Below are 19,961 nucleotides of genomic sequence, written 5' to 3'. Positions count from 1 at the left end.
TAATAAATATACGTTATGAAAGTGATGATCATTTGAAAAAAGAACTCCTTCGTGACATTGAGCTAAATCGTATTTATCACATGGATTGCTTAGAAGGAATGAATCTGATTCCAAACAAATCAATTGACATGGTGCTATGTGATTTGCCCTACGGAACAACTCAAAATAAATGGGATACCGTTATCGATCTAGAGAAGTTATGGGAGCAATACAGCAGGATCATCAAAGATAATGGAGCAATTGTCTTAACAGCTCAGACTCCCTTTGATAAGGTTTTGGGATGCAGCAATCTAACAATGTTGAGATACGAGTGGATTTGGGAAAAAACATTGGCAACTGGTCACTTAAATGCCAAGAAAATGCCTATGAAATCTCATGAGAATATTTTAGTCTTCTACAAGAATTTACCAGTCTATAATCCTCAGAAAACAGATGGACATAAGCCTATGAATTCTTACACAAAAAGACATGATGGAACGAATTATGGGCAGACAAAGGCGGGAGTTAGTGGAGGGGGAAGCACGGAGCGATATCCAAGAAGTGTTCAAGTGTTTGCGACAGATAAACAAAAAGAAGCTTATCATCCCACACAGAAACCAGTTGCTTTATTCGAGTATTTAATCAAAACATATACAAATGAAGGAAATACTGTTCTTGATAATTGTATAGGTTCAGGAACAACTGCAGTAGCGGCACTCAAGAACAATCGTAGATTTATTGGATTTGAAACAGATTCAAAATACATAGAAGTAGCAAGGAAAAGAATCAACTCTTTAGAAAGCTTCAAATAATTAAATTTTAATAAAAAAGGAGAATAAAAAATGGACAAAACGGTGTTTTTGCATGTGTATGGTGGAGATTACTCAGCTATGGTATTTGATCAAAGCTATAAAGCACAAGAGATGTATGTATGAGGATATGTTCAAAAAGGGGAGAAATACATCGAGTTATTGATGAAGAAGATTACATTGAGATTAGAATTAAAGAATTCAATAAAGTCGATGAGGAGTTCCTGAGCTGGGTTAAAAATACGCTTTGTGATTATGATGACCTCAAAAAAGAAGATATTTTCGAGGTCAGTCCAATTTAGAATGAAAGAACTGTTTCATCAAGAAATGAGGAGATTTTTAGCATGAAAGAAAAATTGATGAACTTACTTGAGCAGCTAGAATTTTGTGTTTACGATGGCCCCAACTATGATCGCTATAGTTGTCCAAGTTGCTATATGCCAGAATCAAACGGACACTCAGAAGATTGTCTATTAGCAAGTTGTTTGGTTGAGTTAAAACAACGCACAGAGTTCTGATAAATTACAAGTTTTATTAAGAAAGGAGAGATGGAAATGTTGCTATCTCAAAAAGAAGTCAATGAGAAATTGCAGAAGCTGCGCGAACAAAGAGCACAGATTAATGAAATGATTGACTATTATGAGCATATGAAGCAACAAGCAATCTCTGAGCATTATAAGGGCGTATATACGTTGGATAGTGAAAAATCACATAAGCGACCAATTGTAAGATATTAAATTAAATATACAATAAAAAGGAGAATTTGAATGACAGTTATTTTTGCTTCAATGGGTATCATTATGCTTCTAATCAATCTTAATGGTTATAAATCTATCTTTAGGAATCAGAAACAAAAACAAGCGGATTTGAACGAAAATATGAATGTGATTGATAGATCAGGTGTAGGAATGGGAGGAGTAAGAGTTGCTTTACTGATTATTGGTCTAATTCCTTTATCATTCTACTTTTTTGCTGCGAAAGTGTTTATCTCAGACAGTTTGTTGCTTGCATATGCAGTCCTTCAGTTTCTACTTAGTTTCATAAACATAGTTAGAGGATGGATTTATACATACGACAGGAAAGTACATAAGACCGAAAAGTTAACCATAATGCTTCATCCAGTCAATACAGTATTTATTATGTATTTTCTGTATACAATCTTTAATCAGTAACTTTATGAAAGATATATTTTAAAGAGAAAAGAAGGATAGTCTATGGCACAAAGACCGTATCAACTAGTTTGGGAAGAGGATTGGAAACATTGTGTAACTGAAGGGGGGGCATTAAATCTTGACCAAATCCAACGTGAGTTAGCAGACTATTCGTTTTTGTTAAGCCAAGTTCCAAAGGTATATGAAGAGGTAGCAGGGTTAAGTAAGACGCATTATTTTGCGAGAAGTGTTATTGATAAATATGAAGAACGAGTCGAAGAAAGGTTTCTTGATTATGTAAATGATTTCATCGAAAGTATCGTGCCAGATTATGAACTTCACAAGGACAGCGATTCAACTTTTGACAATTGGTATGCAGATGGGATTAAGTTTGCGATTGATGAACTGAAGAAATATGCGGGAATTAAAGAGAATTCATAAAAGTGAGATTTTATTAAGAAAGGAGCTATGTCATGTTCAATGTAGATATTGAACTTAAAAATGGGAGTATATTGTGTGATTGCTCAATTTTCAAAGAAGTTGTAGAGGAAAATCGAATTGAAATGAAATACATAGATAACGAAGATGAGGCAAGAAGTCAATTTTCAAAAATGCCTTGGGGAAATGAACATAGGTATGTGTATTTTCAAAATGAAAGCATGAATGGGAAGGTCAATGTTATGCAAGTTAGGTATTACAACTTCAAATGAAAGGCGTATTTGATCAAGAAAGGAGTAGTGAAATGAATCTATACAAAATCATGTTTGAGCATTATTCACAAAAAGATAGTAAAGTTGGCACAATTACTCATCTTGTCGCAAGGTCAGATGAGGAAGTATATGAGTGGTTAAAAAACGAACCAAGGCTTTCTGATGGCTCTGTTATCTACAACTCATATAAGTATAGCGAAGAAGATGATGAAACTTTTGAGATATATGATGCTGATTATAATGTCATTGGAACTGAATCTTTTAAGGAAAGAATGATTCGATTACATGGTGAGATGTTCGATGAGGATAAGGAGTTAAATGATCTGTACTATGGTTTGACACTGTATGGATGGCAGAAAGTAAAAGAAGATATCTTACCAGAAGCAGTTGATACTATGAAGAGTAATGGAATTATAATTTCAGAAGTAGGAGGCCTTTGAGTGGGGAATAAGTATCTATTTAAGTTCGGTTGGGACTGTGGTCGCCAAGGTGATGTTGAAGGATTGTTTGTTGCTACAGAAAAAGAAGTGGAGTATGCAATTGGTAGAAAAGCATATTTCGGTGAGATTTTAGGCAAGCATAGTGAGGTTTATGGGGACATCGAGGAAGGAGATATTGCAAAGGTAGATATTGATCCAGTAGCAGTTGAAGAGGTGGCGAAGCATTTAGGGTCAACGTGGTCTGGATATAACCCACTTCATTACCTTAGGTATGACTGTAAAGAGTGCGGAGACAGTCTTCCAGGAGAAGAAATGCATTCGATTGTAGAAGACAATATGGTTTGCGATTATTGCCATAGAAAAGAAGATTAATATAAAAGCCGCATTTTATGTGGAGAGGAGTGTCACAATGGGTCTTAAGGACACAATGCAATACATAGAAGAAAATAAAAAAGAGTATATTAAAAAGAAGAAAATGTTTGTTTGTGATCAATGTTTAAAAGAAAGAGACATTGATTTAAAAGCGCCATATACTTCTGAAGATGAAGATTTGGTTTTCTGCCAATTGTGTATCAAGGAATATCATGAAACTGGTAAATGGTAATGGTTGATGAAAGTCAAATTTTATGAAGATTGGAGAAATAAATTAAATGTTGAAATGCATTGATTATTACTCGGGGAACCAAATTGGGGAAGTAGAGGATTGGGTCGCTCAGGCAATCGAAAATGAATACGACATTGTACACAACGATTACGTCTATAGTTTAAAGTATGTAGTTAACAATGTTGCCTTCTTTGTTAAAAACCAATACGACTATACAATTGAAAACAACTTTTCTTATCATCCTCCAAAAGAAGGACAACCGGAGAAGTATGAATTGATTAGAATGAAAGCTAAAGAACTTGCTTACCTCCTAGAAGATCAAGTACCAAAGAGCCGAGAAAAGTCCCTGGCATTGACAAACCTCGAACAAGTTGTGTTCTGGGCAAATGCAGGTATTGCTCGTAACTAATGAACATGAAATGCACATTTTAAGAGGTATTAAGGAGGAAGAAAGATAATGGAGAGTAAAGTTAAAGAATTGGTTAGTGAACTTGATCGGTTGCAAGATACTTATTACGTAGAGTATGAAGAGGCACTTTATTATAGAAATAAATATCATGAAAAGCAAAGCAAGTATGAAAAAACGCAAAATAAGATTGAGGGAAAATTAAAAGAGTTGTATAATGTTGATCCCAATTATGAATATGAGGTTGACGTTTACTGATGGGAAACAATATTAAACTGTTGTGTATTCACAATGTCGTTTTAAATGATGGAACATTGGCATTTAGTGAAGGCAAAGAATATAGAGGCTACAAAACAAGTTTGCGTGATATGTACACATTCAAGAGAGTGATTCGCGCTAAGAGTAATCAAGGCGATAGACATATCATTAAAGAAATTGATTCTGATAGGCTTGATATCTTTTATGGTAAGCACTTCATTGAGATTCAATGAAATGTACCTTTCATCATCCCAATAGTTGTTGGCTTATCGTTATAAAGTAAATATAATAAAAAATTCGGTTGAATGGAAGGTGATGAATATCAGAACTGTCTACGAGTTGACTGATGTGTTGACCGAATGTTTTGAAAGAGATGTTGGAACTGAATTGGAAGAGATGCTGCATGACGACAAGTTCGTTACAAGTAAATTAAAAAAGCACCTTGGAACAAAGGTATTCAAAGAATACGATACCTTGAGTGAAGAGGTATGGAGAGAAGCTTGGATGGATTTTGGGTTGAAGATATGGAAGAAACAGAATACATAAAATACGTGAAAAGGTTGTTGATAGATTGACACTTGTACTAAAAGACAGAAAGTCATACATTCAGAAGACTGAATTTAACTTGGAAAGATTTGATCGTTTCTTTAATGAGATTGTTCAAGATAGTGGGAAAAAGTATCCAGCGGATGAACTAAAAACAATTAAAGTCAAAGTAGTTGATGAAGCTACATGTCGGGATGAGATTTATGCAGACAGATTATTTGATCTAATTATTCGTGAAGCAAACGAATTGATTAGTGCAGATTCACCACAATATACATATTTATCAGCATCGACATTACGGAGAAAGCTTTATAAGCAAGCTTCAAAAGAGCGTGGATTTAATTACAAATCAGGTTATGGTGACTATCCAACCTTTGTCAGAATGATGGTCGAGAAAGGGCTATATTCTACCGACCTTATTGAACAGTACAGTGAGAATGAATTGCAGCAAATCGGCAAAATGATTGATGTTAACAAAGATAAGCTTTTTAGTTATGCGGGACTCTTTCTGTTAAATAGTATCTACCTTGTTAAAGGTTATGATGGCGAAGTGCTAGAACTTCCACAAGAACGTTTCCTTACAGCGGTTATTTATCTCTTGAAAGACGAGAAAAAATCACATCGTATGGGGCTGATTAAAGAAGCGTATTGGGCAGTAAGCAATCATTATATCGGGCTTGCAACTCCAACACTCAAATCATCAGGGTTGCCGCATGGTTCCCTTTCATCTTGTCACGAGATTACCTGGAATGATGATTTATATAATATTTATGACGTACAACAACAAACCGCACGTTTTAGTCAGAATGGAGCCGGGATTGGGATTGCAGCTCATTACCTTAGAGCGCGAGGAAGTTGGATTAGAGGCATTAAAAATCGAGCAACAGGCATCACTCACCCTTCACGTTCAATGAGTGTACTTGCTGAGTACGTGAATCAATTAGGTACGAGGGTTGCTGGTATTGCTATTTACTTGCCTGTGTATCATCTAGACATCTTTGACTTCCTAGAATTACGTCTCAAGACAGGCTCACAAGAAAAACGTGCACATTCAATTAAGACAGCAGTTTGCCTACCAGATGAGTTTATGAGACGGCTTCAAAACAAACAAACCTGGACCATTGTAGATCCATATGAAGTCAAAAAGAAACTCGGTATTGATATAAATAGACTTTATGACAGAAGGAAACTTCAAGAAAATGAAGAGCCAAATGAAGACGATCATGCTTTTACTTATTACTACCGAATTATCGAGAAAGCAGATCTTGAACTGAAACGAACTGTTAATGCTTCTGAAATTCACAAAGCAATGTTCATGTCTCGCAAAACAGGCGGCACTCCGTACATGTATTTTAGTGATACAGCAGCTCGGATGAATCCAAATAGTCATATTGGAATGCCACTTGGATCAAATTTATGTTCTGAAATTATCATGAACCAATCTTATGATGAGTTAATCACTGAGGAAATTGACCACGAAACAGGGCTTATTACCACAAGAATCAAAAGTGGAGATCTGGTAACATGCAATTTGTCTTCTTTGGTGCTGCATAATGTATTCACTCAAGATGTCGAGCTACAACGAGTAATTGATATTCAAGTGCGCCTACTGGATAACGTAATCAGTCTGAATCGTACAGTAGTACCACAAGCCACATTTACAAATCATAAGTATCGTGCCATTGGCCTAGGATCTCTTGGGCTTGCAACACTGCTTGCCGAAAAACAAGTTAAATGGGATTCTTTTCAAGCTTATGGTTATGTAGATAAACTATTTGAACAAATCGCTAAAGCAACAATTATTGCGTCCCATAAACTTGGTCTTGAAAAGGGTTCATACAAAGTATTCGAAGGCTCTGAATGGAGCACAGGAGAGTACTTTGAAAAACGGAACTATAATTCAGATGAATGGCTAGAGATTAAGGAAATGTCTAAGAAAGCAATGAGAAACGGTTATCTGATGGCTATTGCTCCTACATCAAGTAATAGTATCATTATGAACGGTTCTCCGAGTACAGATCCATTGTATGAGGTAATTTATCGTGAAGTTAAATCTGGACTAAACATGATTATTACGCCATCAAACTACAACGATAAAACGAAGGAATATTACAAATCAGGTTTTGAGATGGATGAAATGTGGTCGATCAATGTTGTGGCTGCAGCGATGAAGCACATTGACCAAGCAGTGTCGCACAACATGCACGTACTTAAATCGATCAATGGGTCAGAGACGGTGAGACTTGATTTGGGCGCTTGGAATAAGGGATTGAAGACAATTTATTATACATATACCGAAGAATATGAACGAACAGACAACTGCACAATGTGCGAAGCCTAGAAAAAGAGAGAGGAAAGAATAAATGAATACCATACTACCATTTAAGATTTTTGAGGCAGAAAATAGCAATCTCCCCACTAGCATTTTTGGTGGGGGATCAAGTGGGATTAGAGACTGGGATAACCTTAAGTATCCAACAATGTTGGACATTAATAAAAATTTGTCAGCAGAGTTCTGGAATGAAGATGAAGTTAAACTTGGTAAAGATATTGAACAGTACAATTCTAAGCTAACTGAAGCTGAGAAATATGTATTTAATACAATCACGGGAATGTTGAATCAACTTGATTCACATGCTACCGATTTTAATATGTTTTTGTCTTATATGGTTACTGATCCAAGCATTCGCTCTAATATCGCACTAATTAATTATTTTGAAAATCTTCATAATCGCTCATATCAGTATCTGACGTCTACTATGCTTAATGATCAACAAAAGAGGGAGGCATTCGAAGAAGTAAAACGAATCCCGGTCTTACTGGAACGCAATAAACTAGTTCTGGATAAAATTCAAACCTTCCTCGATACTGTGGTTGATTATGTAGTAAACAAAAAGCAGATTGATAATAACTTCCTGCAAGCGTCTTTTGAGGGGCTCCTTGCTTATCAGAATCTTGAAGGTCTCTTCTTTACTGGTGGATTTGTTTATTTTCACTCTCTCGCAAGAGATCAAAAAATGATGGGCTCCAATAACCTCATTTGTATGATTAAAACTGATGAAGTACAACACTCAGAGTTCTACGGCACTCTCATTCGTTCAATTATGGGTGAAAATCCTCAACTAAACACAACTGAAAACCAACAATATGCTGTTTACTTTATTAAGGATTGCGTGGAAAAAGAAAAGGCTTGGGCTAAGTACATTTTCAAAGACATCGAAACACTAAGTATGAAAGAATACATGAATTACATTGAATATTTAGCTAATTTGATTGCTCGTAATGCAGGTATTCAGGAACCATATCCAGAGAACCAAGAAATTAAATCGAGATGGATTGTTACTTATGGCAGCAAAAAACGTGACAAAAACGACAGCAAACAAATCGTAACAAGAACAGATTTCCTTCAAACAGATGCAATCAATTATGAGCACTCATCTGGTGAGGATTATGATTACTAAAGCTATATACTATTTTTCGTTGACCGGAAAGACGGCAGCATTGGTAGAAGACATAAATCAACAAGATTTCCCGGTCATTAGACTAAATAATAAAGATCCTAAGCAATTTGAATTTGGGAACGAAGAAGTTATTGTCATTGGTTCTCCTACTTATGGTAGAGGAGTTCCACCGATGTATTTCAAGCAAATAATTAATGAACTCAGGAGTCTCACCGGAAGAAAGATTGGTCTCTTTGGCAGCGGAAATACTATTTATGGAGAAGACTTTTGTGGTGCGATAGACACACTTGAGGAATTACTGAAGCAAAATAACGAGATCATTTTTAAGTATAAATTCGAGGGATACCCGACAGATAAAGTGAAAAATAAGTTCTATGAGATGTTAAAACTAGATTAATAAGGGAGTTAGAAGATACATATGAAACAACCATTTTATGCAGAAATTAATAAGCCCGTCTTTGTCAAAGGTATTAACAAGAAGGGCATTGTGAAAGAGATTGGTATTAATAAGACCAAGGTTACATATTTCAGCAGAGAGAATGATCAACGCATTACTGTCTGGTTTGACAATTCGCAACTTGAAGAGTATAAGCAACCAAAGAAACATTTGGGCTTAAAGCTTAGTCTCAATGAAATGCTGTCTAAGCTACATGAAGCCATTGAAACAACTTCTGAGTCGGGATATAGATTAGGTACGTATTTTAGCCAAGTTGATACAAAACCGAATCCACTTCAAATCAAAGTGAAATACTTTGCTGACATCGAGCCAATTCAAAAAATCAGTAAAGGTGACTGGATTGACCTTCGCTCAGCTACAGATATTGAATTAAAGCAGGGAGAGTATGCACTAATTCCTCTGGGAGTCGGTATGAAGTTACCGGAAGGCTATGAAGCAAATCCAGTTCCAAGAAGCAGCACATATAAAAACTTCGGTATCATTCAGACAAATCACTTTGGAGTGATTGATAACTCATACTCTGGTAACGAAGACCAATGGCATTTCCCCGCCCTTGCAATGAGAGATACTGTTATCAAAAAGAATGACCGAATCTGTCAATTTCGCATTCAAGAAGTTATGCCAGAAGTTGAGATTGTAACGGTTGAAAATCTTGATGCAGTAAGTAGAGGCGGAATCGGAAGCACTGGTAAAGCATAGAAACAAGATGATAGTACAATTCCAAAAGTGAATATATCTTAAAATAGATAAGGGAGATACGTGTAGATAAATGAATAAAATCAACGTTTTGGATCAGGGATACGTAAGACTAGTAGATGTAATGGGATCAGACTTGACTCCCGTTAATGCAGCACGTGTTTCGTTCGATAAGGAATCAACTGAAATGACTGATAAAGATGTTCGTCTACTTAAGTTCCTTGCAAGAGAAGGCCATTCGAGCCCCTTCAGACACGCATTCCTACAGTTTGAAGTTTATGCTCCATTGATGGTAGCCAGACAGTGGCATAAATATAGAATCGGTTCTACCCATCTTGAAGAACAGGATAGTTACGATGCACTTGAAGCCTGGAATGAATCATCTCGCCGGTACATTACCGAAGATCCCACGTTTTATATTCCTGCATTCAATGAATGGAGAGGTAAACCAGAAAACTCAAAACAGGGTAGCGGGGATTATGTTCCTTTTGATGTTGGTAATCCAGCAACTAAACGTTTGATGGAATCAGTAGATAAACAACTAGCCGATTATGAATGGGCATTAGAAAATGGAATTTGTGCCGAACAAGCACGTCTATTCCTACCTGCCTATGGCATGTATGTAAGATGGTACTGGTCTACTTCGCTCCAGGGAGTATGTCACTTCTTATCTCAGCGCCTAAAACACGACGCTCAGAAGGAAATCCAAGATTACGCAAAAGCTGTACTCGAACTAACCAAAGAAAAATTCCCAGCCAGTCTTTCAGAATTAATAAAATAAATATAGACATAACACAATATTTGTGATATATTAAGTACAGGAAATCATTCCTGTACTTTTTTCTTTGATAACTGAATAGGAGAGTGATCGTTAAGAGTGTATATGTTCCTTAGCATTGTACCAACATTGATTTTAATGTTTATTATCAAGTTTCGGCATAAACTATTTAATGATGAGTGGAAAGCACTTAAACAGCGTGTTACATGGGAAATGATATTTTACTCGTTTTGTATTTCATTTATGGGCTATAGCGTATTAATGAGTATTTCTTCTCACTTTCTTGATCCACCATCAGTACATAAAACACAAACACCAATCATGATAGTTTACGCTGTATTGTTTAGTCCAATATTTGAGGAGTTGATATGTAGGAAGCTAATACTAAATCAATTAAATAAACATACGAATAATAATATATCAATAACGATAAGCGCTTTAGTTTTCTCAGTATTGCATTTTGACCTTACTGGCTTTCTTGGATATGTGTTCTTGGGAATCGTTTGGGGCTATTACTACAAGAAATCAAACAGTATATTTGTTCCGATATTAAGCCATTTTCTATTCAATTATTTCATAATTTTAACTCAATCTGTGAAGGGATGATACATATTAAAGTCAACGATCTAATCAAGTACATTGTTTCAATTTGCTGTGATGGAGAAGAAATTAAAGCTACAAATTTTGTTATGGGTGAAACCTATACATATGAGGGTAAGAAGTACGAGTTAAATGAAGATTTCTATAATGAACTCGTTAAATACCAGGATTATTCAAGCAAACCATTTAAGGTAATGAGGTTAGGAAAAAGCAAAATTGTAAATGTAACCGGAAAAAGAGTGCTCTAATGAAGATGTTTAAAAGTCTAATACATATGTTGTTTTGGAGTCGGCTGCTTGAAGAAGTTAGAGAAGGTCATAAAGAGATGTGCTATAACCTCGGAAAATCCGATGGCGTAAAGCAATTGAATAGTCAGTTTTATATTGAGTTTTCTAATAGTAAAGGAGAGATTGAATGAAAGTAAAATCAAGAGTCATTGAGCAGTATAAAGAACTATGTCCTTTTAGTTACGCTAAGTGTGAATCAATAACTGATGTTGAATATAAGATCAAACGTGCAGTACAACTTGGAACACGCACAGCAACAATTGATGGAGAAAAGTACATTCAATACTACTATAACTGTTTCGTAGTCAAAGGTAATAAAGTGATACATATGCGCAAAAACAAGGATAAATACATAGATGTACGTGAATCGGTTAAAGCAACTTATGACAGACTTGAAGGAAAGATATTGGTTTAGAAGGCTTTAAATACAACTAATTTAAAAGGGTGATAACGATGTGTCTTGCTATCGAGTATGGAACAGCTCTATCTGAGACAATCAACAAGATAAAAAAGGATCATGAAAAACTAAAAAAATTGGTGTCTGAATGTGATATTAAGGTGAATCAGATTTATCATGACATTGAAATCAATAATCTTAATGCTGCTAATGGATTTAAGAAATATAAAGAATTACAAAAAGCGCTAAGAGAAAGAAGAGTTGTTAAACACGAGTATGCTTCATTGACCCATCTATTGAGAACGTTCGATGTTAATAAAGTTGAAGGACAAATACATAAAACTATGGAAAATACGAAAAAATCAGAAGATAGTAATCAATTATATCGCTGTGGCTGGAATATTAGCATCGAAGGAATCGTTGGTTTAACAAGTTGATGAAAGCCGTCTTTCATCAAAAAACAGGATTAGAAAACGAGAGTAAAATAGAGAATAAGAGAGATAGGAGAAGAATGACTGATGAAGGAAGTACAATTATTGCAACATCCACAAACAAATGAATGGTATAAGGCAATTGGCAACAGTCTAGGCGGTGCACTAATTCTTGAACTAGCTACAGAAAGTGAAGTCCACATAATGCAAGAAAAAGTAAAGTGGAGACAATGGAACCGAAATATTGATGAATTCAGAGCAGGAGATATTGTATGGGATGGAGATCAAATAGTTCAAATTTCTGACCCATCAATAGATAGTATTGTATCTCGATGTAAGATGGTTTGCCCAGTCGAACGGAGAGTTGATAAGTATTGATAGATAAAAGCAAGGGAGACCTTGTAAACCTGATAGACCTGATAAGAGGCAATGACGCAGTAGACACAAGGCGAAGGAGGGAAAGCGATGAAGAAGCCGTATTACAAGGCGCTTTATTTGAGCAAATCGGAGTATGAGTATCTAAAAAGCTTGGTAGAAGCTCAGGACCCTCACGACATGTTAGGGGAACTCGAACCCGAGATTGCGCATTATGAAGAGTCCAGATTATCAATTACAAGAAAGCTGGAAAGGTAGTTAGTGTGTAATGCAGCAAACCTAATATAGTAAATCTGAAAGGACGATGTAAATGAACCTTCCAAAAGGGTTTGAAGAACGGGAAGATGCGACTGTGTACATGTCTCACCAGGAAATTGTCGTAACAGGAATACCGGCGGACGAGGAAAGCCATAATTGCGATCAGATGGGTTGCTCCAGTGTAGAGCATGTAATTTTCAGATCACCACTTCCCAACAAAATTCCTTATTACTATGAAGAAGACTAATGCACATTACGAACAAAACACACAGGATAGAGGCATAACCCTGCCTCTGTCCTATAAAGGAGCGAATAAAAATGTCCAAAGTAAAATTATCTGAATTGCCGAATGATGCCCTACTCAGTTACGAGGATGCTCACTTTACCGTATCTCCCGGAGAGCTGCGCCAAAGGATTGAAGATGGCGAAGACCTTGTAGAACATACGTGGTATGTAGCCTCTGAACAGCGCTGGAAACCGGATGCAAAGCAAATGCTGAGGGAATACATTGAAATCCAATACGAGGAAATGTACGAGGACTGGGATGATAGGGCATATGACTGCTTGAAGCAAGAGCATTATGACCGGATACAAGCCGTTTTAGACAAAGCCTTTAGCAGCGATCATGCAACAAAATACTGGATGCTTGATGGACCAGAAGTGATTATTGATTAAAGCTTAGCCTATCCATATCAGGAGGGATACAGAATGAGTTGGCGCGATTCAGGAAACTTCCCATGCTGTCATATAGGATGCAATCGTGAAGCAGATTTTGTTATTGGAACAAATTTTGAGGATTACGTGCATATGTGTATCGAACATAAAGACGAATATGTAAACGAAAACGATGAAGTTATACCTGTAATCAGGAAGGTTGAGTCAACCAGGAGGGATACAAGATATGAGAACAATTAAATTTAGAGCGTGGGACATTTTTGAGAAAAAGATGGATTATGAAGTCACTATTGATCCAAATGGCAAGGTGGCTGCGTTTAGTCCGTTAGATGGTAAGTATGTACGTGGTTTCTCGGATGATGAAATGATTTTGATGCAATACACCGGCCTCAAAGACCGTAACGGAAAGGATATCTATGAAGGGGATATCGTGAAAGTAAAAATACAAGGCGGTTACTCAGATCATTATTGCGACAATGAGCACACAAAAACAGTGATCTACAATAACGAAGCCGCTTGCTGGAAACCATTTGATCGGTGCCGCATGTGGAAAGGAGTAGACGGATCAAACCTTACGGCTGTGGAAGTAATTGGTTCGATATACGAAAATCCTTCTCTATTGGAGGTAACCCATGAATAACCAAAACGACCTGATAAGCAAAAACAAACTGCTGGCATGGCTTGAGGAACAATTTAGAGAATACCCAGAGGAAAAAATGGGGGATTATGGTGAAGGGCAGCATTCATTCGATAAAGTTGCTACTGCTGTGGAATATGGAGTGTTCGATCCCGATCCCATCCCCTTACCCACCTTAAAACCAGACGATAGAGTAAGACATCCTGTTCATGGCTTTGGCACAGCAACTACAGGAAAAATTATGTCAGATGGACAAATCACTGTACAGTTTGATAATTATGTGTATTTGACAACGGAATGCGTTAGAGATTTGGAACTCTTAATCAAGGAGGGCCCAGAAGATGTCAGATAAACGGGACTGGCAAGCGGATTTGTTAATCATAAAGACATACAGAAAAAACAGAACGACAAGTATCAACGAACAAACGATTAAAGGAGTTCCGGTAGTAGATGTAATTGAATATTGGCTCCAACAATACGCAGCAGAGAAAGAACGGGCAGACGAATTACAACAGGCACTGGATAATCCTAGACGCAATCTGTTGTTTGAATTGCACAATGAAAGAGCTAAGGCAGCAGCAGAGAAAGACCAAGCCGATTATTGGAGAGAAGCAACAAGACAAGGAAACATTGAGCTTGAGGCGGCAGAGTCCCGGGAACAGAAGCTAAAAGAAGCTATAGAACGCTATATCTCAGAAGACATGTACCGGGATGATGCAGAACCATTCTTTCAACAGGTACTTTCCACCCTTTACCCAAAGGAGGCAACTGAATGACTGAAATAGATTGCTACAACTGCGACGGAGAAGGTTGGTATGTTACAAGTGACTGGTGGGGCCCGGAACAAATTCAATGCGAGGTGTGCAAAGGCAATAAGAAAATAATGGTGGATGATGAATTCGCAAAGCACTTGCAGGCTGAAGCAGTAATGGATAAGGAGGCTGAAGCATGAAATACCGAGTCATAAAAGACATACCAGACGGATGGGAAGGTACTGCACAAGTAGGCGATATCCTTACATTGGGTCGGTGGGAAGGCGATCCTACGCTCTATAAGGGTAAGAATGCTATTTGCGACGCTGACAGTAAATACGCTTTGGAACACTGTGAACTCATCAAGGAGGCTGAAGCAAAGTGACTCGTGAAGGCAATAAAATAAAATGGATTGACGTATTCGGATACGAAAACTTTTTTATGGAAGGCCGAGACGGTGACGTATTCCACCTAATCCCTGAATTAAAAGACGAAGAAGGGGACTCATACGTGCGGATTTTATCTAGTCAGGCAATTGTTGAGATGGCTGATTTGTTGAGACAAGAGGACCCCACCATCAACCTTCCAGGGGAGGGATAAAATGAGGAGAGTGAGAGATTGAGATGAAATATCATATTGTACCAAAACAAGCAAAAGAGGTTACAGAAGAACAATTTTACTCGTTTTTTAATGAGATTGCGCCACGAAAAGATTGGTCGTCTTATCACCATAAGAAAATGGATATTGGTAAGATGATTGATTTCTTAGACGAGGTGACAATTAGTAAAGACATTGTAGATGGGAAGTGGAATATATTCGTTTTTGATAAGAATTATGAAGGGAAAGAATTGGTCGATGCTTTATGGGAAGCAATGAAAGACGAAGCAATAGTATAAAGATAAAATACCTGTTTCATAAAGATAAGCAATGAAAGGAGAAATATATGTTTGCAAGAGTTAGTTTTGATGATAATCAAATTGTCACAAGAGATGAATTGGCTCATATTGAAGATTACCTATGCGATGAGATAACATATTCTGAATTGGTTGAAGATAACGAGGGTAATGTAATGGAGTTTTATAGTTGGAATCATACATATAGCAAAGAGGAAGCAGAAAAGGAAGACAGCACGAAAAAGCTAGTTAGAGAGTCGAATAAGGTGAAACTGGGCTCAGTAAAAGAATATTTGTCTGACGTTGAGTCATTAATTAAAACATTCCCCAAACTCAAATTTAAAGTGAGGGGTATGATTCAGTCATCTCACTCTCAAATGCTAAACATGGTGGAACAAATGAAAGACATTGAGTCCAAATTAACAAATGCTCTAATGAATTTTAATGAGACCATCGAATTCAACCAACGTTGTGATGTGCATATTGGTAATATTGGTCTGCTTAATATTAATCAGCTTGGTTATGCAGTAGATAAATGCACAGAGGAACTGCAGGATATCATCAGCACGGGATGGAGGATTCTAGCTGTTTGTCCTCAGCCAGATCAACGAAGGCCTGACTATGTGCTTGGACGTTACAATCCAGAAGAAAATGGTGTAGTTCGCTGTGAAAGATTTTAAAATTCAGAAAGGAGAATAATGAGATAAATATGAAAAGAATATTGAAGAATATTTGGAAGGTTCACAGGGATCAATATCCTAAAACAAAGAGAGATTGGACAGTATTTGTTATTGTCTATCTGATTATGCTTCTTATTTGTTTAATGGGTTATTTGCAAACTTATCATTGATGAAAACCATATTTCATGAAGAAAGGAGTGACGAATTATCATAAACAGATTTACAGTTACACTAACAATTGGATTGTGGAGCTTGTTTATTGCAGCATCATGCCTAATAACTGGATCGCACCTGTGGATTGGATGGATGATTATCACTTTACTCTCAGCGGCATTGGCATACTATGAATACTTACAACTGAAAGGGACACATCATGATAAACAACTTGAAGGATTGTATAACTATAATTTGCGGTTTGATGATAATGATGCCGATATTTAAAGATAAAATACATAGATGGATAAAAAAGAGGAGTGATTAATTTGAAAAATGAAATTGTTCAATACTTTGTGGTAAACAAAGAGCTGAATATGTCACCAGGTAAAATAGCGGCGCAAGTAGCACATGTTGCAACCAACATCACCCACAATGAAAACGAGGCAGGATTGTGGAGTGAATGGCACGAAAATGAGCTACCCAAAATCATTCTCCGGGGAAGAGAAAAAGACTTAATTAAGAGCTCATCGAGCAGGGATGGTACTACATACGAGATAACGGAAGGACAGAGATTCCAGAGAATTCGTTAACAGTCGTAGGATGTGTCCCAGATTATAAGTCTGAACTTCATAAGCAAGTAAAAAGGTTTCATCTGCTTTAATTAATAGAATTTGATGAAAGATGCATTTTATAGGGGGTTCTATAGTTTGAGAATATCCGAAGATATTAAAATTGAATACATCGACAAAGATCACAATGCGTATATTAATGTTGATGGCGAGTTAAAAAGCATTGGAAAAATCCTAAACCATGAAACCGATTGGTCGGTGAGTGTTCAACTCAGTGAATTCGGTTTGAAGTTGTATAATAATTAATTTAATGAAAGGCGACATCAAAAATGGAGGCAAGAATAGAATGACTAAAACTGTAAATTTTTTAAATAGAGGTAAGAAAGAAGAAATTGAATTTTCATATAATGATAAATATGGATTCAGCGTTTCTTTAGAAAATTATTGTGGAGACAGTTGTCACGTTTCAAATTTGTCTCTTGCTGATTTATTGAATATTAAACAAGCAATAGAAGAGGTAATCTCACAATCTGAGTGAAAACTCCATTTTACGAGGAAAGGATTTCTATGGATAAAGCATTATATAAATACGCGAAAAAATCAATAAAACAAGCTTCCCCAAAGTACAAGAGAATTCAGGTTGGTGCTACATTAAAAACAGTGGGTCTTACCAGGAAAAAGAATATTATCAGAAATATTGGACTCGAAACATACAAAGATCTGTGATAATGTATATGGTCTTTACCAAGAAAACGTTCATCAATTATATGTAGCTGTTGATCAGAAAGAAAAAACTGTTTATTGGAATTTTGAAAGATTGTTTTAGAAGCAATACAGATGTCGAATACATAGATTTCCTGCGATTACCCAAGAAATAATCCTAATAAAACTTTACTTTTACCTAGAAAGGAGCAGATCATTATTAACCTAGTGTTTTTTGATATTAATCCAGAGATATGTAGGGAATTCGAAGCGCATTTTGGTGAGTTGCCTAATGTAAGAATAGAAAACAAAAGACTCGTAGAGCTTGATGGCTACGAATGTATTGTTAGTCCAGCGAACTCATACGGTATGATGGATGGTGGTCTGGATAAACATATAATTGAAATGTTTGGCGTAGAACTAATGGATACTGTCCAAAAATATATAATTGATAATTTCGCAGGAGAGCAACCAGTCGGAACATCATTTGTTATACCCACTAATAATAAATCTCACCCGTATTTGGCGCATACACCAACCATGAGATTTCCAAGGAGTATTGTGGGAACAGATAATGTATATCAATCAATGAAGGCTATGTTAATTGCAATTAATAAATTTAATCAATCACAACATAGAATAGATACTGTTGCATGTTCAGGATTGGGCACAACGACAGGCAGAATGAATCCTCTTATTGCTGTAAAACAAATGAGACTTGCTTATGATCATGTTTTGAATGTTCCTAAGTACATTGACTGGAACTTTGTAAATTCAAGAGTTGATGAGATAGCAACACTATTAAAATAAAAATATATATACAGTATATAAAAATAATGATATAATCTCACTATAAGTTGTAGCACAAAAGGGAATAAAACGCCATGTTGTAGACCCTTTTAATTTGGGAGGTTAGTCATGAGTTCAGAATTATGCGTATTTGATCTTGGGTTTAGTTGGTCAAAAGGGAAGAAGAAGAATAAGATCTATGTTCAGCCATCCATCTATGGAGAGGCGAAGCCAGTGTTTGAAGAAAACATAAAGCAAGATGACTTTGTTTTTAATGATGATTTATTCGTTGGCAAATTAGCTTTAAGACATAGTGATATCAAATACTTCTCTTTAAATGATAATAAAACTGAAGCGATGACTTCGAATGTTCTAATGAAGACTGGATTAGGATACCTAAATAGCAGCAATCCTTTTAATCTTGTCACAGGGTTACCTGTTAAATTCTATTTCACTCAGAGAGAACACATGATGTCACTGATTGAAGGACTTAATGAGGCAGACTCATATAAGATCAAAAAAGGGAAAAATAAAACAAACAATATTAAAATAAATATAGATAAATACAAAATAGTTCCACAGGGCTATGGAATAGCAATGGATTTCCTACTCACACCCGAAGGAAAGATTAGCAATAGTGGTATAGCCAAGAAAAAGATACTTGTTATTGACTTAGGCTTCTATACTTTGAACCTCCTTGGATTAGACAAAATGGAAATTATGAAGGAGTCAACCAGCATCATACTAGGTGTAGAAAAAGCTTATAAACTGCTTCAAACATATCTTCAAAAAGCTGTAGGAAAATCACCTGCCATTTATGAAATGGATACGTGTGTTATTGAAGGAAGATATGAAGGTCGTGATATTAGACTGTTAATACAAAAAGCCTTTAGACCTTTGTCGATACAAATTCAGAATGAAGTTGAAAGCCTGAACATTAACTTTGATTATCATCTAATTGGTGGAGGTGCTGCCCATAATGTATTTGAACAAATTAATTTACCAAACAAAATTCTCTTTGATCAGTTATCACAGATAAGAGGTTATGAGAATGTGGGTGTTCGATTATGGAAGTAAAGATCATACGAACTCGATTAAGAAAACATAAGGATAAAGATTTGCAAGAAGCAATGAGTAAAATACCTATCTATTATGATCAGAGCGACATTATGAGAGAGGCACTTAGACAATTTTTATTTGGTCATCTGGGAAGGAAGCCTCAATTACTTGGAAGTGAAATCATGAAATGTGCTGAAGATATAGGAGAGGAAGAATTAGTTAAATTAGAAGAAGTCGAGATAACCGATGAGGACCTAGAGGCAAAATTGGATGAGTTCATTTTAGAGTAGGCATTTGCCTACTTATACATATGGTTTGACTAATTTAAGGAGGTGATTGATTGAGTTTAAAAATGTTCACTAAATACTATGTTGGTTGCGGAGGAAGCAATGAGTTTCAAGGATGG

At 36.3% G+C, this 19,961-nt stretch carries 42 protein-coding genes; all 42 read left to right on the top strand.

The genetic code is table 11. The features are described 5' to 3' along the window. Positions 1-32: 32 nt before the first annotated feature. The 42 genes from GRF59_RS14545 to GRF59_RS14350 all read left to right on the top strand — a co-directional run bounded on the left by GRF59_RS14545 (position 33) and on the right by GRF59_RS14350 (position 19,845). Positions 33-791 carry a DNA-methyltransferase gene (locus GRF59_RS14545; protein ID WP_237391836.1) on the top strand — a complete coding sequence of 253 codons (759 nt, stop codon included), beginning with the start codon at positions 33-35 and terminating at the stop codon, positions 789-791. A 341-nt stretch (positions 792-1,132) separates the two neighbouring features. Continuing rightward, positions 1,133-1,306 carry a hypothetical protein gene (locus GRF59_RS14540; protein ID WP_160498444.1) on the top strand — a complete coding sequence of 58 codons (174 nt, stop codon included), beginning with the start codon at positions 1,133-1,135 and terminating at the stop codon, positions 1,304-1,306. Positions 1,307-1,342: 36 nt separating this feature from the next. Beyond that, positions 1,343-1,525 carry a hypothetical protein gene (locus tag GRF59_RS14535; protein ID WP_160498443.1) on the top strand — a complete coding sequence of 61 codons (183 nt, stop codon included), beginning with the start codon at positions 1,343-1,345 and terminating at the stop codon, positions 1,523-1,525. Between the two features lie 30 nt (positions 1,526-1,555). Then, positions 1,556-1,960 carry a hypothetical protein gene (locus tag GRF59_RS14530; RefSeq protein ID WP_160498442.1) on the top strand — a complete coding sequence of 135 codons (405 nt, stop codon included), beginning with the start codon at positions 1,556-1,558 and terminating at the stop codon, positions 1,958-1,960. Positions 1,961-2,002: 42 nt separating this feature from the next. Continuing rightward, positions 2,003-2,380, top strand: a complete 378-nt coding sequence (locus GRF59_RS14525) for a hypothetical protein (RefSeq protein WP_160498441.1) — start codon at positions 2,003-2,005, stop codon at positions 2,378-2,380. Between the two features lie 32 nt (positions 2,381-2,412). Next, positions 2,413-2,649 (top strand): hypothetical protein, encoded by a 237-nt coding sequence (locus GRF59_RS14520; RefSeq protein WP_160498440.1) that lies wholly within the window; start codon positions 2,413-2,415, stop codon positions 2,647-2,649. Beyond that, positions 2,646-3,089: a hypothetical protein gene (locus tag GRF59_RS14515; protein ID WP_237391835.1), complete on the top strand. Its 444-nt coding sequence runs from the start codon at positions 2,646-2,648 to the stop codon at positions 3,087-3,089. Before GRF59_RS14520 ends, GRF59_RS14515 begins: the two co-directional genes overlap by 4 nt. Further along, a complete protein-coding gene (locus GRF59_RS29415) occupies positions 3,090-3,461 on the top strand; it encodes a hypothetical protein (RefSeq protein ID WP_202128693.1) in 372 nt (123 codons plus the stop codon). Positions 3,462-3,498: 37 nt separating this feature from the next. Continuing rightward, positions 3,499-3,693: a hypothetical protein gene (locus tag GRF59_RS14510; RefSeq protein ID WP_160498439.1), complete on the top strand. Its 195-nt coding sequence runs from the start codon at positions 3,499-3,501 to the stop codon at positions 3,691-3,693. Between the two features lie 46 nt (positions 3,694-3,739). Further along, positions 3,740-4,102 carry an Acb2/Tad1 domain-containing protein gene (locus GRF59_RS29785; protein ID WP_237391834.1) on the top strand — a complete coding sequence of 121 codons (363 nt, stop codon included), beginning with the start codon at positions 3,740-3,742 and terminating at the stop codon, positions 4,100-4,102. A 48-nt stretch (positions 4,103-4,150) separates the two neighbouring features. Continuing rightward, the gene (locus tag GRF59_RS14500) at positions 4,151-4,357 is read left to right on the top strand and encodes a hypothetical protein (protein ID WP_160498438.1); all 207 of its coding nucleotides are present in this window, start codon (positions 4,151-4,153) and stop codon (positions 4,355-4,357) included. Then, entirely contained in the window at positions 4,357-4,590 is a 234-nt protein-coding gene (locus GRF59_RS14495; protein ID WP_160498437.1) for a hypothetical protein, read from the top strand. Before GRF59_RS14500 ends, GRF59_RS14495 begins: the two co-directional genes overlap by 1 nt. Positions 4,591-4,672: 82 nt before the next feature. Further along, the gene (locus tag GRF59_RS14490; protein ID WP_237391833.1) at positions 4,673-4,903 is read left to right on the top strand and encodes a hypothetical protein; all 231 of its coding nucleotides are present in this window, start codon (positions 4,673-4,675) and stop codon (positions 4,901-4,903) included. Between the two features lie 79 nt (positions 4,904-4,982). Then, positions 4,983-7,244 carry a ribonucleoside-diphosphate reductase subunit alpha gene (locus GRF59_RS14485; protein WP_237391832.1) on the top strand — a complete coding sequence of 754 codons (2,262 nt, stop codon included), beginning with the start codon at positions 4,983-4,985 and terminating at the stop codon, positions 7,242-7,244. 22 nt (positions 7,245-7,266) lie between these two features. After that, positions 7,267-8,364, top strand: coding sequence for a ribonucleotide-diphosphate reductase subunit beta (locus GRF59_RS14480; RefSeq protein WP_160498434.1), 1,098 nt, complete (start codon positions 7,267-7,269; stop codon positions 8,362-8,364). Then, on the top strand, positions 8,354-8,761 hold the full coding sequence (locus tag GRF59_RS14475; protein WP_160498433.1) for a flavodoxin family protein: 408 nt from the start codon (positions 8,354-8,356) through the stop codon (positions 8,759-8,761). The genes GRF59_RS14480 and GRF59_RS14475 overlap by 11 nt, the downstream gene beginning before the upstream one ends. 339 nt (positions 8,762-9,100) lie before the next feature. After that, a complete protein-coding gene (locus GRF59_RS14470) occupies positions 9,101-9,520 on the top strand; it encodes a dUTP diphosphatase (RefSeq protein ID WP_341480102.1) in 420 nt (139 codons plus the stop codon). A gap of 70 nt (positions 9,521-9,590) precedes the next feature. Beyond that, positions 9,591-10,298, top strand: coding sequence for an FAD-dependent thymidylate synthase (gene thyX, locus GRF59_RS14465; protein ID WP_160498432.1), 708 nt, complete (start codon positions 9,591-9,593; stop codon positions 10,296-10,298). Positions 10,299-10,400: 102 nt separating this feature from the next. Continuing rightward, complete coding sequence (locus tag GRF59_RS30295; protein ID WP_423802957.1) at positions 10,401-10,901, top strand: CPBP family intramembrane glutamic endopeptidase; 501 nt, start codon at positions 10,401-10,403, stop codon at positions 10,899-10,901. An 83-nt stretch (positions 10,902-10,984) separates the two neighbouring features. After that, complete coding sequence (locus GRF59_RS29780) at positions 10,985-11,143, top strand: hypothetical protein (RefSeq protein ID WP_237391831.1); 159 nt, start codon at positions 10,985-10,987, stop codon at positions 11,141-11,143. 166 nt (positions 11,144-11,309) lie between these two features. Further along, complete coding sequence (locus GRF59_RS14455) at positions 11,310-11,597, top strand: hypothetical protein (protein WP_160498430.1); 288 nt, start codon at positions 11,310-11,312, stop codon at positions 11,595-11,597. Positions 11,598-11,635: 38 nt separating this feature from the next. Next, positions 11,636-12,016, top strand: a complete 381-nt coding sequence (locus GRF59_RS14450) for a hypothetical protein (RefSeq protein WP_160498429.1) — start codon at positions 11,636-11,638, stop codon at positions 12,014-12,016. 81 nt (positions 12,017-12,097) lie between these two features. After that, entirely contained in the window at positions 12,098-12,388 is a 291-nt protein-coding gene (locus GRF59_RS14445) for a hypothetical protein (protein WP_160498428.1), read from the top strand. Between the two features lie 87 nt (positions 12,389-12,475). Further along, the gene (locus GRF59_RS14440) at positions 12,476-12,643 is read left to right on the top strand and encodes a hypothetical protein (RefSeq protein WP_160498427.1); all 168 of its coding nucleotides are present in this window, start codon (positions 12,476-12,478) and stop codon (positions 12,641-12,643) included. Positions 12,644-12,695: 52 nt separating this feature from the next. After that, positions 12,696-12,890, top strand: a complete 195-nt coding sequence (locus GRF59_RS14435; protein ID WP_160498426.1) for a hypothetical protein — start codon at positions 12,696-12,698, stop codon at positions 12,888-12,890. A 71-nt stretch (positions 12,891-12,961) separates the two neighbouring features. Continuing rightward, positions 12,962-13,318 (top strand): hypothetical protein, encoded by a 357-nt coding sequence (locus GRF59_RS14430; protein WP_160498425.1) that lies wholly within the window; start codon positions 12,962-12,964, stop codon positions 13,316-13,318. A 33-nt stretch (positions 13,319-13,351) separates the two neighbouring features. Next, positions 13,352-13,558: a hypothetical protein gene (locus tag GRF59_RS14425; RefSeq protein ID WP_160498424.1), complete on the top strand. Its 207-nt coding sequence runs from the start codon at positions 13,352-13,354 to the stop codon at positions 13,556-13,558. Beyond that, positions 13,545-13,958: a YopX family protein gene (locus GRF59_RS14420; RefSeq protein WP_160498423.1), complete on the top strand. Its 414-nt coding sequence runs from the start codon at positions 13,545-13,547 to the stop codon at positions 13,956-13,958. Before GRF59_RS14425 ends, GRF59_RS14420 begins: the two co-directional genes overlap by 14 nt. After that, entirely contained in the window at positions 13,951-14,307 is a 357-nt protein-coding gene (locus GRF59_RS14415) for a hypothetical protein (protein ID WP_160498422.1), read from the top strand. The genes GRF59_RS14420 and GRF59_RS14415 overlap by 8 nt, the downstream gene beginning before the upstream one ends. Next, positions 14,297-14,731, top strand: a complete 435-nt coding sequence (locus GRF59_RS14410) for a hypothetical protein (RefSeq protein ID WP_160498421.1) — start codon at positions 14,297-14,299, stop codon at positions 14,729-14,731. Before GRF59_RS14415 ends, GRF59_RS14410 begins: the two co-directional genes overlap by 11 nt. Continuing rightward, the gene (locus GRF59_RS14405) at positions 14,728-14,907 is read left to right on the top strand and encodes a hypothetical protein (RefSeq protein ID WP_160498420.1); all 180 of its coding nucleotides are present in this window, start codon (positions 14,728-14,730) and stop codon (positions 14,905-14,907) included. Before GRF59_RS14410 ends, GRF59_RS14405 begins: the two co-directional genes overlap by 4 nt. Then, positions 14,904-15,092, top strand: coding sequence for a hypothetical protein (locus tag GRF59_RS14400; RefSeq protein WP_160498419.1), 189 nt, complete (start codon positions 14,904-14,906; stop codon positions 15,090-15,092). The genes GRF59_RS14405 and GRF59_RS14400 overlap by 4 nt, the downstream gene beginning before the upstream one ends. Beyond that, positions 15,089-15,307: a hypothetical protein gene (locus GRF59_RS14395; RefSeq protein ID WP_160498418.1), complete on the top strand. Its 219-nt coding sequence runs from the start codon at positions 15,089-15,091 to the stop codon at positions 15,305-15,307. The genes GRF59_RS14400 and GRF59_RS14395 overlap by 4 nt, the downstream gene beginning before the upstream one ends. A gap of 23 nt (positions 15,308-15,330) precedes the next feature. Continuing rightward, positions 15,331-15,603: a hypothetical protein gene (locus GRF59_RS14390; RefSeq protein WP_160498417.1), complete on the top strand. Its 273-nt coding sequence runs from the start codon at positions 15,331-15,333 to the stop codon at positions 15,601-15,603. Positions 15,604-15,650: 47 nt separating this feature from the next. Beyond that, the gene (locus GRF59_RS14385; RefSeq protein ID WP_160498416.1) at positions 15,651-16,280 is read left to right on the top strand and encodes a hypothetical protein; all 630 of its coding nucleotides are present in this window, start codon (positions 15,651-15,653) and stop codon (positions 16,278-16,280) included. A gap of 185 nt (positions 16,281-16,465) precedes the next feature. Continuing rightward, on the top strand, positions 16,466-16,627 hold the full coding sequence (locus tag GRF59_RS29775) for a hypothetical protein (RefSeq protein ID WP_237391830.1): 162 nt from the start codon (positions 16,466-16,468) through the stop codon (positions 16,625-16,627). A 135-nt stretch (positions 16,628-16,762) separates the two neighbouring features. Next, the gene (locus GRF59_RS14380) at positions 16,763-17,026 is read left to right on the top strand and encodes an aminoacyl-tRNA hydrolase (RefSeq protein WP_160498415.1); all 264 of its coding nucleotides are present in this window, start codon (positions 16,763-16,765) and stop codon (positions 17,024-17,026) included. Continuing rightward, complete coding sequence (locus GRF59_RS30290) at positions 16,963-17,097, top strand: peptidyl-tRNA hydrolase (protein ID WP_160499088.1); 135 nt, start codon at positions 16,963-16,965, stop codon at positions 17,095-17,097. Before GRF59_RS14380 ends, GRF59_RS30290 begins: the two co-directional genes overlap by 64 nt. Before the next feature lie 254 nt (positions 17,098-17,351). After that, positions 17,352-17,543 carry a hypothetical protein gene (locus GRF59_RS14370; protein ID WP_160498414.1) on the top strand — a complete coding sequence of 64 codons (192 nt, stop codon included), beginning with the start codon at positions 17,352-17,354 and terminating at the stop codon, positions 17,541-17,543. Between the two features lie 392 nt (positions 17,544-17,935). After that, positions 17,936-18,517, top strand: coding sequence for a macro domain-containing protein (locus GRF59_RS14360; RefSeq protein WP_202128692.1), 582 nt, complete (start codon positions 17,936-17,938; stop codon positions 18,515-18,517). A 108-nt stretch (positions 18,518-18,625) separates the two neighbouring features. Next, positions 18,626-19,573 (top strand): ParM/StbA family protein, encoded by a 948-nt coding sequence (locus GRF59_RS14355; protein WP_160498412.1) that lies wholly within the window; start codon positions 18,626-18,628, stop codon positions 19,571-19,573. Beyond that, entirely contained in the window at positions 19,564-19,845 is a 282-nt protein-coding gene (locus tag GRF59_RS14350) for a hypothetical protein (protein WP_160498411.1), read from the top strand. Before GRF59_RS14355 ends, GRF59_RS14350 begins: the two co-directional genes overlap by 10 nt. The last annotated feature ends 116 nt before the right edge of the window (positions 19,846-19,961 follow it).

The sequence above is a fragment of the Paenibacillus dendrobii genome (assembly GCF_009807035.1).
In the GTDB taxonomy this organism is placed as follows: domain Bacteria; phylum Bacillota; class Bacilli; order Paenibacillales; family Paenibacillaceae; genus Paenibacillus_AQ; species Paenibacillus_AQ dendrobii.
Note: the sequence above shows the minus strand (reverse complement) of the source record. Positions and strands in the feature narration are given on the sequence as shown.